Source organism: Segetibacter koreensis DSM 18137, from assembly GCF_000374045.1.
GTDB classification, from domain to species: domain Bacteria; phylum Bacteroidota; class Bacteroidia; order Chitinophagales; family Chitinophagaceae; genus Segetibacter; species Segetibacter koreensis.
Genome location: NZ_KB893314.1, coordinates 431,400 through 449,035, shown reverse-complemented (window position 1 = coordinate 449,035; position 17,636 = coordinate 431,400). Strand labels below are relative to the sequence as shown.

Genomic DNA, 17,636 nt, shown 5'->3' with positions numbered 1-17,636 from the left:
TATATTATGATTTTTTAATTACACTAACATGTAACGGAATATCATTTATTTCTATTTCAGTTCCTCCATCCAGTATTTGCGGTACAAAATCAATAGAATCTGCCAAAATTTCGGCGCAAATATAGTTTTTATATTCATTTATTGAATTTACCAGCCGTTCATTTTCCTCTATATTAATGTTAATTCGGTCAGTAACTTCAAAACCACTGTCTTTTCTTAAATTTTGGATACGATTTACAAACTCGCGCGCTTCCCCTTCTTTTCTCAACTGGTCAGAAACTGTAATGTCGAGGGCCACTGTCAAACTCCCTTTAGATGCCACACTCCACCCTGGAATATCTTCTGCGGAAATTTCTACTTCTGTTAAATTTAAAGTTAAAGGTTCACCATTAATCTGCAAAATAAAATTTCCTTCTTTTTCAAATTTAGAAATGTCGTTTTGTGTAAAAGCTGTTAACGCTGCGGTGACAGCTTTCATTTTTGACCCCAGTTTTTTCCCTAATGCAATAAAATTGGGCTTTATTTTTTTATTAATAAATCCCTCCGTTTCGGTTATATATTCAATTTCTTTTACATTTACTTCGCTTTTAATTAAATCCTCAACCTTTAAAAGTTGCTCTTTCATCTGTGGATTTAGCACGGGTATAAGTACTTTTTGCAGAGGCTGGCGAACTTTAATATTTACTTTTTTGCGGATGCTTAATATTAAGGAAGAAGCATCTTGTGCCAGTTGCATTCTTTCTTCGAGTAATGTATCAACCGCTGCTTTGTTTTCTTTTGGAAAATCAGTATGGTGAACACTCTCAACATTAAAACGACCGGTTACTGCATTGAGATTATGAAAAACTGCATCACTGAAAAAAGGTGAAATTGGTGCCATTAATCTTACAACCGTTTCCAGGCATTCGTATAACGTTTGATACGCACAAATTTTATCCTGCCCGTATTCACCTTTCCAGAAACGGCGACGACAGAGACGTACATACCAGTTACTTAAATGCTCATCTACAAATTCTTCAATAGCTCTGCCCGCCTGTGTCGGTTCATAATCATTCATACTTTCGGTAACTCGTATCACCAGGCTGTTTAGAGAAGACAAGATCCAACGGTCAATTTCAGGCCGTTGATCTAACGGTATATATGCTTCTTTAAATGCAAACCCGTCAAGGTTGCTATAAAGCGCAAAAAACTGGTACGTGTTGTATAAGGTGCCGAAAAATTTACGTTGTACTTCCTGTATACCGCCGATATCAAATTTCAAATTATCCCAGGGGCTGGCGTTGGTGATGAGGTACCAGCGGGTGGCATCTGCTCCAAATTTTTCAATTGTCTGAAACGGATCTACCACATTGCCCAGGCGCTTACTCATCTTGTTGCCATTCTTATCGAGAACCAGCCCATTTGACACTACGGTTTTGTAAGCAACACTGTCAAATAATAATACACAAAGGGCATGTAAAGTATAAAACCATCCGCGTGTCTGGTCTACGCCTTCAGCTATAAAATCAGCAGGGAAAGCTTTGCCCGCATCAATCAGATCTTTATTTTCAAAAGGATAATGCAATTGAGCATAAGGCATTGCGCCGCTGTCAAACCAAACGTCAACTAAATCGGGCACTCGTTTCATAGGCTTTCCGCTTTCACTTACAAGCACGATCTCATCAACAAAAGGCTTATGCAGATCTAAGTCTGCGGTTGACAAATGCTGATTAACAGCTTCACCCAGTAATTTTTTTGCTTCTTCTGCTGCCGATATCAGTTCTTCAATGCTACCGATGCATTTTTCTTCGCTTCCATCAGCTGTTTTCCAGACAGGTAAAGGCGTTCCCCAATAACGGCTACGACTTAGATTCCAGTCTACCATATTTTCAAGCCAGTTGCCAAAACGCCCTTCACCGGTTGATTTTGGTTTCCAGTTGATCGTCTTATTTAATTCAACCATCCTGTCTTTTAAAGCGGTGGTTTTTATAAACCATGCATCTAAAGGATAATAGAGAATTGGCTTATCGGTACGCCAGCAATGGGGATAGCTATGTTCGTATTTTTCAACTTTAAAAGCCTTATTTTCTTTTTTTAGCTTTACTGATATATCTACATTAACATCTTCATACCCTTTTTCGTCCTTGTAATTTTTTACAAAACGGTTGCTGAATTCTCCAAGTCCGTCTACAAACTTGCCCTGGCGGTCAACCATAGTGAGAATGCCAATATTATACTTTTTGCCAACTTTATAGTCATCAGCACCAAATGCAGGAGCAGTGTGTACGATACCTGTACCATCTTCAGTTGTTACAAAATCTGCTAAAAGTACCCTGAATGGTTCAGGCACTTCATCTGCCAAAGGCAAAATATTTTTAAGGCTGTTTGCAGGGTAGGAGAGGAGCTGCTCATACTGAATTCCCTCTAATTCAGAACCTTTGAATTCAGCTAATATTTTCCATGGTAAGATTTTATTATTTTCTGTATAATTTTCAAATTCTCCGTTTTCTCCTTCAGGTTTAAAATACTTGCTAATTAACGCTTTTGCAAGAATAACATTTACCGGAAGATGGGTATAAGGATTATACGTCTTTACCAAAACATAATCAATATTCGGTCCGGCCGTCAGGCCGAGGTTTGATGGCAGAGTCCATGGTGTGGTTGTCCAGGCGAGGAAGTAAATATCGGGTGAAGGCTGGTTGATAACAGAATTAAAAAGAAACTGGCTTTTTTCATTTTCTACTGCCTTAAACATGGCCACCGCCGAAGTGTCTTTTACATTTTTATAAGTGCCCGGCTGGTTAAGTTCATGAGAACTTAAGCCTGTCCCTGCAGCCGGGCTATAAGGCTGTATGCTAACGCTTTCGTATAACAATCCTTTATCGTACAATCGCTTTAGCAACCACCATAAAGTTTCTATATATTTATTATCAAAGGTGATATAAGGGTCATTTAAGTCAACCCAATACCCCATTTTTGTAGTAATCTCATCCCACTTGTCTTTGTATTTTAATACTTCTTTTCTGCAGGTCTCATTGTACTCGGCAACAGAGATTTTTTTGCCGATGTCTTCCTTAGTGATTCCTAACATTTTTTCTACTCCCAGCTCAACAGGCAGGCCATGGGTATCCCAGCCGCCTTTTCGTTTTACCTGGAAGCCTTGCATTGTTTTATACCGGCAAACCAAGTCTTTAAGTGTACGTGAAATAACGTGATGAATACCGGGCATGCCATTGGCACTGGGAGGACCTTCGTAAAAGACGAACGGGGTTGCTCCTTCTCTTAACATCACACTTTTTTCGAAAGCATCATTTTCTTCCCACTTAGTTAAAATCTCTTTTTCTATTGCGGGAAGGTTTAAACCTGAAAACTCTTTGTATTTTACTTTCATAATTGTCAAAGCTCGGTATATTGTAAAAAGTGTGCAAAGTTAGGGAAACCGCGGGTGCTTTTATGTGAAAGAAAAGCTACAAGGACTATTATAAATATGATTTAAAGAAAAAGCGTGAGTAACAAAGGCGGCAGAAATAAAATGTCGTAGCAGCTGCTGCAGCAACAAATTATACTGATGCAGATTTTCATATTTGTAATTTTATCGGTAGCTTCTTAATAAAAAAATCTGACAATAACATAGAAGGAATATAATTACTATTCGCGACTTTTTGTAAGACTTTCAAAACGAAAAGCTCAAGTGATTTGATGATGACGAAAATCAAATATTTTATTTTAAAAGCATATAAATGTTTGGTTGACCTGGAGTTATAAAAAAAGTTGCAGTAGAAACTGCAACTTTTTAGAATCCCCCTAAAACTCTTCTATAATTGATACAAGATTAAGCCACATTTTTAAATTAAAAAACCACATAAACATGTGGTTTTGATATTAAGCGTTATAATACTTCGATCTGGTTTCTTAGCAGGTCTTCAAAAACATCTCTGCTTCGAATAAGCTTTGCTTCACCGCCTTTTACCAGCACTTCCGCCGGCTTTAACCGCGAGTTGAAATTGCTAGACATTTCAAATCCATAAGCCCCTGCATTGTAGAAAACAAGAAAATCTCCTTCACGAACTTCATTTAGCTTTCTATCCCACGCAAAAGTGTCTGTCTCACAAATGTTGCCGACCACAGTATATATTCTTTCAGCACCTTTTGGGTTGCTGATGTTTTCGATGCGATGAAACGAATCGTAAAACATAGGCCGGATGAGATGGTTGAAGCCACTATTTACACCCGCAAAAACTGTCGCAGTTGTTTGCTTAACTACGTTTGCTTTTACCACAAAATAACCGGCTTCACTTACAAGATACTTTCCCGGCTCGAACCATATCTGCAGATTTTTGCCTGTTTCTTTTTCAAATTCTTCAAAAGCTTCAGCAACTTTTTCGCCTAACTGATTTACATCTGTTTCAGTGTCACCTTCCTGATAAGGAACTTTGAAACCGCTTCCGAGATCAATAAATTCAAGATTATCAAAATGACGGGCTATTTCAAACATCACTTCCAGGCCTTGCAAAAACACATTTACATCTTTTATTTCGCTGCCTGTGTGCATGTGCAAACCTGTAACGTTTAGGTTGGTGGATTTAACGAGGCGCTCAATATGACGAAGCTGATGAATGGAAATACCAAATTTGCTATCGACATGTCCGGTCGAAATCTTATAATTGCCACCCGCCATAATATGCGGGTTCAATCGGATGCAAACAGGATAAGAATTGCCATAGCGATTGCCAAACTGTTCCAGAATAGATATATTGTCTATGTTTACAATAACACCAAGGTTTTTTCCTGCTTCTATTTCTTCAAAATCTACACAATTGGGTGTAAACAAAATTTCTTGGGGCTCAAAACCTGCTTTCAAACCCAGCATTACTTCGTTGATACTAACACAATCAAGGGAAGTACCAATTTGTTTCATCCATTTAAGGATATTAATGTTTGTTAGTGACTTGCATGCATAAAAGAATCTTGAGTCGCATTTTTTAAAAGCATGTTTTAGCTTATGATATTGCTCTGCAATTTTTTCTGCATGGTAAATATATACAGGTGTGCCAAAATCGGTGGCAATATTAATTAGTTGTTTACGAGATAGTTGTTCAGGCATAAGGTTGCAAAAATAGCGGGAAAAAAATCAGGGGAAAAGTAAATAGAAGTTATTATTCATCTTTTGCGTCTCCAGGCAAGGGGTCAGAACTTTCATTGCCCTTATTTTCATCTTCTGGTTTTATTTCTTGGTCGGCTGAAGTTGATTTATCAGAAACTTCATCTGCTGCAATTTCATTCTCCAATGATTCTTCATTTGTAATATTTTCTTGCTGCTCAATAAGTTCTCCGTTATCACCCACAATTAAACTCGAAGTTGCATCTTCAGTAGCTTCTTCTTTTCGAGAATCTTCTGTTACGTTACCTTCAGATAATTCTTCGTCCTCGCCATGACTATTTACAGCATCGTGTATTAAAGTTCCCTGCGTAACAGATTGTTCTGCAAGCACTTCTTTTATTTTAGGAAGGTCATCAGTAGAATTTATGCCAAAATAATCCATAAAGGATTTAGAGGTAGAATATACAAGCGGCTTACCCGGAAGTTCTTCATTGCGTCCGGAAATGATTATCAAGTCCTTTTCTAATAATTTTTGAATAGAGTAATCACTGTTTACGCCGCGTATAGCCTCTACTTCACCTTTTGTTATAGGTTGTTTATATGCAATGATAGCAAGGGTCTCTAAAGCTGCATTAGAAAGGCGTTTTAAAAATTTGTCTCCGTTTAACTGTGCAATTGTTTTATGAAAGACTTTTTTAGTTAAAAACTGCCATCCGCCACCACTTTCTCTTACCTCGAATGGATAAAAATCAGTACTATATTTTTCGCGTATACCGTCAACTGACGCCTCAACCTGATCAAGAGATATTCTTTCTTCCAAAAAAGCAAAAGCATTATTGATAAGCTCAACAATATCTAATGTTGTCAGCGGTTTGTCGCTGGCGAAAATCAATGCTTCGATATGAGGAATAATTTGTGAAAGTTCCATACCTCAAACCCTCAAGGGCTTGAATATTAATTGATGTAAGTAATTTTTAACTTTTTTAGTTTCTGTCTTACCCGTTTAAGGCTGCTGCTCCACTTACAATCTCTGTAAGCTCAGTAGTGATAGCTGCCTGGCGAGCACGGTTATAAGATATTTTTAATGCTTTTAGAAGCTCATTCGCATTTTCACTTGCTTTATCCATTGCGGTCATACGAGCGCCATGCTCACTTGCGTGAGCGTCTAATACTGCTTTATACAATTGTGTGTTAAGTATTTTAGGCATTAGCTCTGCAATCAACTGTTCCTTTGCAGGTTCAAATATAAAATCGGCTTTTTTCAGTCCTTCCTTTCTTTCAACTTTGGGAATTGGTAAAAATCTTTCAAGAACAAATTTTTGTGTTGCGGCATTTTTAAATTCACTGTATACTAACTCCACGACGTCGAATTCTTTATTTTCAAATGCTTTTACAGCCGCTTGTGACGCTGCCTGAACGGTCTCAAAATGCAGGTTTAGAAATACGTCTTTATAATCTGCATTTGTTTTATAATTTGATTTGCTTAAACTTTCGTAGCCTTTTTTGCCAATATTCCAGATAGTGACGTTACCCTTTTTATTTTGATCGGCGTATTTTGTAGCAATTGTTTCTTTTGCAAGTTTTATGATGTTGGCATTATAACCACCTGCTAAGCCGCGGTCACTCGTGATAACAATTAAAAGAATACGCTCTTTAGCTCTTTCTGTAGCCAGGCTTCCACCAACCTCACCCTCAACACTGCTTACAATGTTGCTTAACATTTCCTGCAGTTTTTTAGCATAAGGGCGCATTTGGGTGATAGCATCCTGGGCACGGCGCAACTTTGCAGCACTTACCATTTTCATAGCTTTGGTAATCTGCTGGGTGCTTTGAACACTCTTAATCCTGTTACGAACCTCTTTTAATTGTCCACTCATGTTGTCAGTTTAGATATTTTATCTGGTAAAATTCCAAATTGGAATACTACTTATAATATAAAAAAGTAATAACGTTGTTTAGTCGGCTGCAAAGGTAAGGGATGGGAAGGGAAAAGGCAAAAGGTGATTAAAAGTGAGCAATAATTCTTTCTATATTAATATTAATTATACAAATTAATTTTTTATTAATATCTTGTTCTGTGCTTCCTTTAAATTCAATGGATGACATGAAGTCGCCAACACTTACCTGGTAGATGCGTACAAGCAAATCTATTTATATTCCTTTATTCGCTGGTTTTATCATCCAGGTATTTACTGGGTGGAATTCGTTTTTTTACCATTCTGATGAATACTTTCAGATTGTTGAATTTGCTGCATACAAATATAATATCGCTCCTGTTGCAAATTTACCATGGGAATATGCGGCCAAAATTCGCCCGACTCTCCAAATACATTTTTTTGCCTTGCTTTATAAATGTTTAACAGCTATCGGCATTCAAGACAGATTTTTAATTGTATCAATACTGAGTACACTAACAGGGGTAGCTTTTTTTACCGTAAGCAATTATCTCATTGTTGATAACTTTAAAACCAAACAATTCCTGGTAAAATTATTATGGGTAAATAATTTTTTTTGGCTTGTGCCTTATCTGAGATGCCGGTTTTCGGCTGAGGTTGTCAGTGCTTTTTTCTGGATTTCAGGTGTTATAATCCTTGAGAAGTTATTAGCTAAACACAGTAACTATTTAAACGCATTCTTTTTATTCTTAACAGGAATTATTTTTTCTATTTCTTTTTATTGCCGGTTTCAAATAATTTTTGCACTTATAGGTTTGGCGATCTGGTTTTTTATAAACTATAAAAAAGAATGGAAAAAAGCAGGTATTGTATTTTCGGGTTTTGTAGCGGGTATTGCGTTTAATATTGTTCTGGACAAGTTGTATTATGGTCAGTGGGTATTTACACCGTACCGCTACTTTTATGTTAATATAATAGAAGGAAAAGCCAATTCATTTGGAATTTCACCCTGGTGGACATATATCGTTTTGCTTATGCTGGCAGCAATTCCCTTTGCCAGCTTTCTTTTGTTTTTATTATTTGTAAAGGGCCTTACTATTTATAAAAATCCTTATGCTTTAGGCAGTCTCTTTTTTATTGTTGCACACAGTTTAGTCGGGCACAAAGAAGAGAGATTTATTTTCCCGGTCATACTCGTTATGGTATACTTAGCGGCAGAAGCCTATGATAAATCTCCCTCGTTGGCTGCTAAATTAAAAGCTGCGGTGACTCATTCCTATTTTGGCTGGTTAGTTCGTGGTGCTTGTTATTTTTCTTTTGTTTTAAATATTATGCTAATAATTCTTCTAAGTTTCGAGACATATAAACAGCCCGTTATGTTTATAAAAAAGTTCAACAGTCAACCATTGAGCAACCAGGAGGTAATCAGTTTTAAACAACATCCCTATGAAACAGAAAGTGGACTGCGCTATACTTTTTTGTCAGAAAACAAATATGCTTCCCGTATTCATGTAATCGATAATAAAGAAAGGTTTATACAAGTTTTGCAACAACATCCATATTTTAAATATTGTATTTTGTTGGCTGATGCAAGGCAAAACAATTTAGAGTATTTATTAGAAAACAGAAATGCAGTTGTTGCCTCTTCTTTTATTTGGAAGCTTGCAAAGTGGTTAGCAGTCAAATATGATATAATTGTCCCCGACTTGTGGATTTGTCAGACCTATAATGATGTAAGGAAAACGTTGTATACTAATAGTTCGCAATATCAAAAAGGCAAAACGTCAGGCGTCATACATTTTTAAAAGGAATTTTCTAAAAAATGACGTGGCATAACAATTGAACGAAACTTTGCAGTTATTATTCATTAAATTAAAACGATTAATTATGCTTTGGCGTGGCAGGGAAGGAAGTTCAAATGTTGAAGATCGTCGTGGTATTTCAGGTGGTGGTCTTGCCGTGGGGGGCGGTATTGGCGGGCTTATAATAGGCCTTCTTTATATGCTGTTGGGTGGTAACCCTTCTGATGCCCCTGTTCTTTTACCAGGTCAGCATGCGGAGCAAGGCAAACAATATGATCCACAACAAAATCCGGCAGATGACACTTTAGCCCAGTTTGTCTCGGTTGTGTTGCATGACACGGAAGATGTATGGGGAGACCTGATGAAAAATTATCAGCAACCTAAACTCGTTTTATTTTCTGATGCTGTACAGTCAGCGTGTGGCTCTGCAAGTGCTGCAACTGGTCCATTTTACTGTCCCGGAGATGAAAAAGTATATATAGACCTATCATTTTTCAGAGAGCTTAAGGAAAGGTTTGGTGCTCCCGGAGATTTTGCCATGGCTTATGTCGTGGCGCATGAGGTAGGGCATCATATACAAAATTTGTTAGGTACTTCAGATAAAGTGCGGGCATTGCAACAACAAGCAGGCGAGAGGGAGGGCAATAAGCTATCAGTAAAATTAGAACTGCAGGCTGATTTCCTTGCAGGGGTATGGGCAAATCATGCCCAAAAAATGAAAAATATATTACAACCCGGCGATATTGAAGAAGCGCTAAGAGCTGCAAACGCAATTGGAGACGATCGCCTGCAAGAGGAAACTCAAGGCCGTGTAGTACCCGATGCTTTTACACATGGAACTTCTGCGCAAAGAATGTATTGGTTTAAAAAAGGTTATGAAACGGGAGATATAAAACAAGGCGACACCTTTGATGACCCAAGCCTTCGATAAAATTAAATAGCCGAAGAAGTTTAGTAATAGCTGAAGTAGCAAGCTTCCAATTTAAATCACCGTAACATTATCATCAACCTGTATACTACTTTCAGTAGACAGGTTTTTTTGTTCGTTATGCTTTTTAAAAAAGCGATTTTGAAATAAGAGAATTGCAATTACGCCGATAGATATTGAGGCGTCAGCAATATTAAATACCGGTCTGAAAAATTCGAATTCCTGGCCGTTCCAAAAAGGAAACCAGGAAGGAAACCTGGTATTGGTAATTATTGGAAAATAAAACATGTCTACAACTTTTCCATGCAGAAAACCTGCATATCCTCCACCCTTTGGAAATAATTTTGCTATATTCTGAACGTAGGGATCACTATCGTTGAAAATAAGACCATAAAACATACTGTCAATTAAATTACCCAAAGCACCTGCAAAAATTAAGGCACTGCAATAAATAAAACCAGGATGATATTTTTTCCGGATAAAATCACGAATGATAAAAACACCTGCAATAACAGCAATAAGGCGAAAAAGCGTCAGCGCTACTTTCCCCCAGTCTCCTCCCATTTTCCATCCCCATGCCATACCTTCATTTTCAACAAAATGAAGACGAAACCAATTCATTCCTAAAACTTTTACTTCATGACCTATATAAAAATTTGTTTTTATATAAAATTTAATAGATTGGTCTATTATTAAGATTAAAAGAATTAGCAAAACAATGTTCCGTGACTTCACAGTAAAAAATTTTCGGCCAAAGATAGTAAAACCCAATTCACATTATGGGGAATTATATTGGTTATAACAATTTTTGATAATAAAGCACGGTTTAATAACAATTAAACCATTTATACACTTTTTTCAACAAAATTCTGATTAATGCCTTAATGTGGTTAAAAGTTCTTGTACGATAAGCAAGAGATTCGAGGATGCGTACTATAATTCCAAAGCCTTTAAAAAGAATTATTCTTCATAATATTCCCGCTTTACGCGTTGGCTTACGCTCGTCATTATTTCATAAGGAATGGTTTCACACCATTTTGCGACTTGTTCTACAGGAAGATTAGCGCCAAATATTTCCACGACGTCTCCTTCAGCCACATTTTCTATAGCTGTAATGTCTAACATAGTCATGTCCATGCAAACGTTTCCAACAACGGGCGCAAGTTTTCCTTTTAAATATACCTGTCCAACTCCGTTTCCAAGCCGGCGGTTAAATCCATCGGCGTATCCAATCCTAATGGTTGCAATAAGGCTATCTCTCTGCATAATACCTTTACGACTGTAACCAACTGTATCTCCCTTTTTTACTTTCCTGATTTGCGCTATCGTTGACCGCAAGGTCGCCACCGGATGCAGTGATAATTGGCTTTCCGCAATGCTATCAACTCCGTATAGACCAATACCCAATCTTACCATATCAAAGTGAAATTGCGGATGGCGGAAAATAGCTGCTGAATTAGAAATGTGCCTGATAAAAGAATATCCCGTTGCATTTTTTATAACCTCGCACGCAACCGTAAACTGCTGCACCTGCATTTTCGTAAACTCATCATGAGTGGAACTTTCACTTGCCACTAAATGACTAAAAACACTCTTAACGACAAGTCTTGGATTCGCTTTCAGGAAGCTGCCGAGATCATTAAAATCACCTTCTTCAAAGCCGAGACGATGCATACCGGTATCAATTTTTATATGGACAGGAAATTGCTGCAATCCCTCATTTTCAAGATATTCATTGAATTCCTTCAATATAGCAAAAGAATACATCTCGGGCTCAAGGTTATAATCGACAAGAGACTGAAAAGTAATTGTTTCAGGATTCATAACCATTACGGGCATATTTATTCCTGATTTGCGAAGCTCTACACCTTCGTCTGCATATGCTACAGCCAGGTAATCGACTTTATGGAACTGGAGCACACTCGCCACCTCCGCACTACCGCTGCCATAACTAAATGCTTTTACCATTGCCATTACTTTAGTGCCAGGTTGTAAGTAATGCTGGTATTCTTTGAGATTATGCGCCATGGCAGTCAGGTTAACTTCCAATACTGTTTGATGTATCTTTTGTTCAAACAACAAATTAATCTGCTCGAACTCAAATGAGCGCGCACCTTTCAATAGGATAACTTCATCCCTGAATCTAATATTTGTAAAAACCTTTAAAAAATCTTCAACAGAAGGATAAAAGAAAGATTGCGGAAGAGCTTGTTTGAAATCAGCTTGTAAGGCACCCAAGCGCGGCCCGATGCCTATAAATTTATTAATCTTGTGTTGTATCAAAGATTGCAACACTTTCTTATACTGCTCATCCGAACTAAAAACCTCTCCTAAATCTGAAAGGATAACTGTTGTTGGTTGTATGCCAGATTGTTGGTGCAAAAAGTCGAGGGCAATTCTGAGGCTGCTCAAATCATTGCTGTAACTATCATTTATTAGCGAACAATTATTGATGGCTTTTTTAAGTTGCAACCGCATTTCCACGGGTTGCAGTACCTTCATCTGTTGTACTATCCACGTGTTCTCTATTCCTAAAAATAGCAATACTGACCAGCAGGTTATAGCATTTTCTACAGAAGCATTATCGGTAAATGGGATGGAAACAGAAACAACCTGGTTCTTGTAAGTAGCAGTAATATTAGTGCTACTTACGAATTTTTCTACTTTTTTTATCTGCAGGTCTGCATCATTGTCTCCCCAGATAAAAAGGCGGTCTTTTTTTTCTGTTTCAATGGCAGATGTTATAACCGGGTCTTGGTTGTTACTAATAATAATATGAGCGTTTTTGAATAATTTCCATTTTTCACGAACCTTTTGCTCTTTATTTATAAAACCCGCACTGTGTGCTGCACCAACGTTGGTAAGTACGCCAACCGTAGGTTGAATAATATTTTCAAGAAAATCCATTTCACCTGGTTGTGAAATGCCAGCTTCGAAGATGGCTAATGTATGTGTTTCATTCATCTGCCACACGCTCAATGGGACACCGATTTGCGAATTATAACTTTTAGGACTTCTAACTATACTATATTTTGTATGTAATAATTGGTAAAGCCACTCTTTAACAATTGTTTTTCCGTTGCTGCCAGTAATGCCAATAACAGGGATTTGAAATTGTTTGCGATGGTAAGCAGATAATTTTTGCAATGCTCTTAACGTGTCTTCAACTTTAAGAAAATTTGCCTGAGGATATTTAGAATGGTCAAAATTTTTTGTAACAACAAAACTTTGCAAACCTGCTTTGTATAACTCTTCTATAAAATCTTCACCGTTTCTTCTTTCGCTTTGCAGAGCAAAAAAAAGTGTTGTAGATGGAAATATTAATCGCCTGCTATCGATAAGCAGGTTGTCAATTATAAGTGAAGGCTCAACTATTATAGCGTCTTCGCTTATAATGCCGGAAATATCTTTTATTGAGTAATGCAAGCGGAATTTGGAAAAAATAGTTAGATAATAAAGTTATGGCTCCGTTAGTACTTTTTCTTTTCGTTTTTTGTACACCGAAAAAAGTATAGCGGCGACGAGGCATATCACTATTACAAGAAGTGAAAGGTAAATGGAGATATGTATTTCAAAAAATTCGAGAAGCATTTTGACTCCAATAAATACCAATACTACAGCAATGCCTTGCTGCAAATATTTAAATGCATCTACTGCACCTCTCAACAGAAAGAATAAACTTCTTAAACCTAAAACAGCAAAAATGTTAGATGAATAAATTACCAGTATATCATCAGAAGAAAAGGGAATTTTCGGACTTTCTCTTACAAGGGATACTACTGTTGGGATGCTGTCAAGTGCAAAAACAATATCAGTAGCGGCAAGCATAAGTACTACCATGCTAAGCGATGTGAAGAAAATTTTTCCTTTAACACTTATGATAAACCTTCCATTTGGTTCAATATCAGTAACCCTGAACAATTTGCTGACGAGTTGGTAAATCTTGCTCTTCCCGGGATTGTATTCTTCTTCTTCCTTTTGAAAAAATAACTTAAACCCCGTGTATATTAAGAAAAAGCCAAAAACGTACATTATCCAATGAAACCTGTTAATAAGTTCAATACCTAAGGCGATAAATACGATTCTAAATACAATAGCAAGCAGGATGCCTATTAATAATGCCCTGCCCGCACTTGCCTCTCTTACCCTGAAAAAAGAAAAAATAAGAATAAAAACAAAAATATTATCAATACTAAGGCTCCACTCCATTAAGTAAGCCGTGAGGTATTTTGTAGCAACTACACTTCCTTTTTCTAACCATAAAAAACTAAAAAAAGCAAGCGATAATGTGATCCAGAAAGTAGTTTGAAACAAGGCCTTTCTTATAGTTATCGCCGTGTTCTTTTTACTTAACAGACCAAGGTCAACAACTAAAGCGGCAATTAATACCAATCCGAAAGTTAAATATGTTATTTGGTCAACTGACATTCGTATTAAGTATAGTGGCGGCAAAAGTACACACAAAATGAGCAATGGTTGTTGAAACAAGACCAATATAATGATATCAAATCATATAGTGCGTTTAAAATATAAAGAGAGAGCTTGAATTATATAAATTAAATTCGAAGAAGAGTCATACGCTGTTGAGGTAATACAATTTAACTTTCTTACTTTTTAAAAAGAATCGAACATCTTCTCTTTGCTGGCTACATTACACTGCAAATTCCCTTTTCCTTTTTATTTGAAATAACCATCCAAAAAGCAGTACAAGCAAAATTGGTAGTGCAATATTTACCAATTGCCACATGCTTTTTTGCGTAAGTATTTTTTGTTTGTCAAGCAAGCGCAACGTAAAGTCTTTATTTCTTGCCTCTAGTACACCATTAGGATTAACCATAAAATCAACTGCGTTCATTAAAAATTCCCTGTTGGCAAACTGGTAATTTTCGTATTGCTGCATCCCCATTGGCAAAGCACCCTGGCTTTCAGAAACTATATTTGTTACAATATCTCCATCACTTACCACAATTTGTCTGCTTTCTTTTAAACCTGCAGATGCAAAAGGCCGGTTAGAATATTTTGCAAGCGAATCTTTTAAATCCGTAGTAAGCCTATTGGCAAATAATGAAGTAAATCTGCCTTCGAGCAAAACGGCGACAGGGACATAACTCTTAGTAAAATTTCTAAAGTCTTCTTCTGTTTTTACAGATTGTAAACTAACAATTGCAGGTGTGCTGAGGGTGCGGCTGCTCGTGTCACTCGCCAGTACGACCGTTTTAGTAATTCCCGGAGCTTTTACTGTATCTATCGAACTCGGAAATATGCTTAATACGTCATCAAGATTTCTTGATATCGGATGATTTGATGGAGAACTTAATAAAGGATAATAAGGAAAAGGAAGCCGCTCAATCTGGGGCTGGTTTCCCATCTGGCCAACTACTAAAGGCTGTTTTGCACACTTCAAATCCTGGAGCAGGTCCCCGTTGATGCGCGCGCCATATTTAAATAAAATATCATCAAGGTTTAAATTTTTGTCAAAAGCTACAAAATCAGTTTGCGCTCTTAACAGGCTATCCATTTCCGCATATAGTTTATCTATAAACCAAATGACTTTTCCACCCTGCATCACGTATTGGTCTATTTTTAGCTTTTCAGTTTCTGTAAAGGGCTGAGACGGCTTAACAATCAGCAAAGCATTAATTGTATCCGGGTCAAGAATACCGGTTTTAATGTCAATAACACCAAAACGGTAATTATTTCGCATTGCATCAAACAGGTCACGAACAGTTGGATTAAGCGGTTCACCATTTCCGGCAGCATAAGCTACAATGGGGAGGTGTTTCCGTGTAAGTTTATCTATTGCATCTGCAAATTTAAATTCAAGCAAAGCCTCGCTATAGTTGAGAGAACTTTCTTCATCCATTCCGCTTTTGCCACTTATTAAATCAACAGGCATTTTTCGCCCTTGATAAGTAACCATTGCCGCAGGAAAAATGAGCCTCTCTGTTTTTTCTTCTCCTTCTTTGGCTGTTACCTGGTTATTAAACGTCTTTACACCCATTTTCTTAAGGCTGTCATATACCTGGTATCTTAAACTATCTGGCAATCCCTCGCCCGGCCGTACAAAATGGTATTGAAGATTTCCTTTTCCATATTCTTTAAATTCATTTAATAATTCATCGCTTGCTACGCTTAACTTTTTAAACCCTGCGCTTAAATCACCTGTCAGGTACACATCAATTTGCACCTGTCCTTCTAAACCTTCGAGCACTTTTTTTGTTGACGGGCTTAGTGAGAAACGTTTTTCTTTTGTAAGGTCAATTCTAAAATGAGTTGCCGAAGCGATATATATAATCACTACAAAAAGTAGGGAGAGCCAGAGCCACCAAAACTTATTTCTCAATATCCTCTCAAATAAATTCATATTCTTTATTCCTTTCTTATATAAATCAGCTTTTTACTTTTAATTGTTCTTTACAAAAAGTAGAATGTTTAAGGTACTTACCCGGCAAATTATTTCGTTGTTAGATTCCTTTGTGTTATTGTTAAGAACAGAACAATCATTGCTAAAAAATACAAAACATCTCTTGTATCAATTACTCCACGACTAATACTGCGATAATGAAAATCTATGCCCAGCATTTGAATGTAATAATCGACTCCTGCAGCAAATACAGGCAGTTTGCTTACAGCAGTAAAGCCGCTATACAGTAAAAAGCAAACAAAAGCTGCCAGTATAAATGCAACAACTGTGTTGTTTGTAAAGCTGCTGGTGCAAATACCGACAGCTGTATATACAGCGGCAAGCATCAAGAGCCCAAGATAACTTCCTGCAGTTGCTCCTACATCTATACCGCCTTTTGAACTTAATTGTTGTATGCTAATAGCATAAATAAGGGTAGGTATTAAAGCTATTGTTACTATAAGAAGGCAACCAAGGTATTTACCCCATACAATTTTGGCAGAGCTTAAAGGCAGTGTTTTTAAAATTTCAAAAGTTCCGCTTCTGTATTCATCAGCTATGCTGCGCATGGTAATAGTAGGCACTAAAAAAAGCAGGATATAAGGTGCAAGACTGAAAAAATTGTCAAGAGAAGCATAACCAAAATCGAGTATGCTGGAGTCGGGAAATACAAATAGAAACAAACCCATTAATAAGAGAAAAATAATGACGGCGATATAACCGGTAAGGCTGCTAAAAAACTGCCGCCACTCTTTCAGGCAAATAATCCACATAAAATCAAAACTAAGAATAATATTAGCAATAGATTGAAAGAGAAAAGATAAAATAGGCAATCACGCTTCAAATATTTAAATCTTTAAAACATCATTAAACTTTTCTTAGTTCTTCTGCCAATCTAAATAGGTGCTTTTAAAAAAATGTGTAAGAATACCGGGAATGCAGATAACATTAATTAGCTCGGCACCAGGATGGCTAAAAAATTTCTTGACTGATGTGGGTTACCTATTATTTTTTCTGGTATTAAAGTTTAAATCATAAAAACGTTTAAAATGAAAAAATTATTTGTTGTATTAGCTTTTGGTTCTTTTGTAGCTTGTAATAGTGGCTCTTCAACTGAAAGCACAGTAGATTCAAGTGCTGATGCTACTAAAGATATGGTTGATTCTTCTGCAAATGCTTCTAAAGACGCAATTGACTCTTCTGCTTCTGCTACAAAAGAAAATGTTGATTCAGCTGCTGATGTTAAAAAGGCTATGGTTGATTCTTCAGCTGATATGAAGAAAGAGGCTGCAAAAACTTCAAAAGAGGTACAGAAAGCTAAAAAAGACTAAGAAATATTTCCTCAGCTAAAGAAATTGAGGTGTAGAATGTCTAGGCTTGCAGACAATGTAATAGCTGATTAAGATTTTCATATGGCAAGCAATCGTTAGAGGTCGCTCCGTTTCTACGGAGTGACCATTTTTTTTACCTGCATCAACGGTAAAATTTTCCGCTCTTAACTTCAATAATTTTATCTGTTGACGTTCAT

At 36.9% G+C, this 17,636-nt stretch carries 12 protein-coding genes; 3 read left to right on the top strand and 9 right to left on the bottom strand.

All coding sequences use genetic code 11. The features are described 5' to 3' along the window. Nucleotides 1-4: 4 nt before the first annotated feature. The 4 genes from ileS to atpG form a co-directional block, all read right to left on the bottom strand. The gene (gene ileS, locus B154_RS0102005) at nucleotides 5-3,370 is read right to left on the bottom strand and encodes an isoleucine--tRNA ligase (protein ID WP_018611436.1); all 3,366 of its coding nucleotides are present in this window, start codon (nucleotides 3,368-3,370) and stop codon (nucleotides 5-7) included. Nucleotides 3,371-3,868: 498 nt separating this feature from the next. Continuing rightward, nucleotides 3,869-5,083 carry a diaminopimelate decarboxylase gene (lysA, locus tag B154_RS0102000; RefSeq protein WP_018611434.1) on the bottom strand — a complete coding sequence of 405 codons (1,215 nt, stop codon included), beginning with the start codon at nucleotides 5,081-5,083 and terminating at the stop codon, nucleotides 3,869-3,871. 52 nt (nucleotides 5,084-5,135) lie between these two features. Then, on the bottom strand, nucleotides 5,136-6,008 hold the full coding sequence (gene scpB, locus B154_RS27420) for an SMC-Scp complex subunit ScpB (RefSeq protein WP_018611432.1): 873 nt from the start codon (nucleotides 6,006-6,008) through the stop codon (nucleotides 5,136-5,138). A 67-nt stretch (nucleotides 6,009-6,075) separates the two neighbouring features. Next, nucleotides 6,076-6,957: an ATP synthase F1 subunit gamma gene (atpG, locus tag B154_RS0101990; protein WP_018611430.1), complete on the bottom strand. Its 882-nt coding sequence runs from the start codon at nucleotides 6,955-6,957 to the stop codon at nucleotides 6,076-6,078. A 254-nt stretch (nucleotides 6,958-7,211) separates the two neighbouring features. Between atpG and B154_RS0101985 the strand changes: the two genes are divergently transcribed. Next, entirely contained in the window at nucleotides 7,212-8,780 is a 1,569-nt protein-coding gene (locus B154_RS0101985; protein ID WP_018611429.1) for a glycosyltransferase family protein, read from the top strand. An 82-nt stretch (nucleotides 8,781-8,862) separates the two neighbouring features. Then, entirely contained in the window at nucleotides 8,863-9,708 is an 846-nt protein-coding gene (gene ypfJ / locus B154_RS0101980; protein ID WP_018611428.1) for a KPN_02809 family neutral zinc metallopeptidase, read from the top strand. A 51-nt stretch (nucleotides 9,709-9,759) separates the two neighbouring features. On the opposite strand, the gene B154_RS0101975 is transcribed toward ypfJ, so the two are convergent. The 5 genes from B154_RS0101975 to gldF all read right to left on the bottom strand — a co-directional run bounded on the left by B154_RS0101975 (nucleotide 9,760) and on the right by gldF (nucleotide 16,941). Beyond that, nucleotides 9,760-10,440, bottom strand: a complete 681-nt coding sequence (locus B154_RS0101975) for a lipoprotein signal peptidase (protein WP_033410929.1) — start codon at nucleotides 10,438-10,440, stop codon at nucleotides 9,760-9,762. 225 nt (nucleotides 10,441-10,665) lie between these two features. Continuing rightward, nucleotides 10,666-13,131 carry a bifunctional UDP-N-acetylmuramoyl-tripeptide:D-alanyl-D-alanine ligase/alanine racemase gene (locus B154_RS0101970; RefSeq protein ID WP_018611425.1) on the bottom strand — a complete coding sequence of 822 codons (2,466 nt, stop codon included), beginning with the start codon at nucleotides 13,129-13,131 and terminating at the stop codon, nucleotides 10,666-10,668. A 33-nt stretch (nucleotides 13,132-13,164) separates the two neighbouring features. Further along, on the bottom strand, nucleotides 13,165-14,133 hold the full coding sequence (locus tag B154_RS0101965) for a TerC/Alx family metal homeostasis membrane protein (RefSeq protein WP_018611423.1): 969 nt from the start codon (nucleotides 14,131-14,133) through the stop codon (nucleotides 13,165-13,167). A gap of 223 nt (nucleotides 14,134-14,356) precedes the next feature. Further along, nucleotides 14,357-16,069 carry a gliding motility-associated ABC transporter substrate-binding protein GldG gene (gene gldG, locus B154_RS0101960; RefSeq protein WP_018611421.1) on the bottom strand — a complete coding sequence of 571 codons (1,713 nt, stop codon included), beginning with the start codon at nucleotides 16,067-16,069 and terminating at the stop codon, nucleotides 14,357-14,359. Nucleotides 16,070-16,158: 89 nt separating this feature from the next. Then, nucleotides 16,159-16,941, bottom strand: coding sequence for a gliding motility-associated ABC transporter permease subunit GldF (gene gldF, locus B154_RS0101955; RefSeq protein ID WP_245542532.1), 783 nt, complete (start codon nucleotides 16,939-16,941; stop codon nucleotides 16,159-16,161). Between the two features lie 216 nt (nucleotides 16,942-17,157). On the opposite strand from gldF, the gene B154_RS32900 reads away from it, so the two are divergent. Next, the gene (locus tag B154_RS32900) at nucleotides 17,158-17,439 is read left to right on the top strand and encodes a hypothetical protein (protein WP_018611418.1); all 282 of its coding nucleotides are present in this window, start codon (nucleotides 17,158-17,160) and stop codon (nucleotides 17,437-17,439) included. The last annotated feature ends 197 nt before the right edge of the window (nucleotides 17,440-17,636 follow it).

What these genes read in the sequence shown, in the direction of transcription:
- lysA (WP_018611434.1), bottom strand. Translation starts at nt 5,083, where the DNA reads ATGCCTGAACAACTATCTCGTAAACAACTAATTAATATTGCCACCGAT.
- gldG (WP_018611421.1), bottom strand. Translation starts at nt 16,069, where the DNA reads ATGAATTTATTTGAGAGGATATTGAGAAATAAGTTTTGGTGGCTCTGG.
- B154_RS0101965 (WP_018611423.1), bottom strand. Translation starts at nt 14,133, where the DNA reads ATGTCAGTTGACCAAATAACATATTTAACTTTCGGATTGGTATTAATT.
- B154_RS32900 (WP_018611418.1), top strand. Translation starts at nt 17,158, where the DNA reads ATGAAAAAATTATTTGTTGTATTAGCTTTTGGTTCTTTTGTAGCTTGT.
- scpB (WP_018611432.1), bottom strand. Translation starts at nt 6,008, where the DNA reads ATGGAACTTTCACAAATTATTCCTCATATCGAAGCATTGATTTTCGCC.
- ileS (WP_018611436.1), bottom strand. Translation starts at nt 3,370, where the DNA reads ATGAAAGTAAAATACAAAGAGTTTTCAGGTTTAAACCTTCCCGCAATA.
- atpG (WP_018611430.1), bottom strand. Translation starts at nt 6,957, where the DNA reads ATGAGTGGACAATTAAAAGAGGTTCGTAACAGGATTAAGAGTGTTCAA.
- B154_RS0101985 (WP_018611429.1), top strand. Translation starts at nt 7,212, where the DNA reads ATGCGTACAAGCAAATCTATTTATATTCCTTTATTCGCTGGTTTTATC.
- ypfJ (WP_018611428.1), top strand. Translation starts at nt 8,863, where the DNA reads ATGCTTTGGCGTGGCAGGGAAGGAAGTTCAAATGTTGAAGATCGTCGT.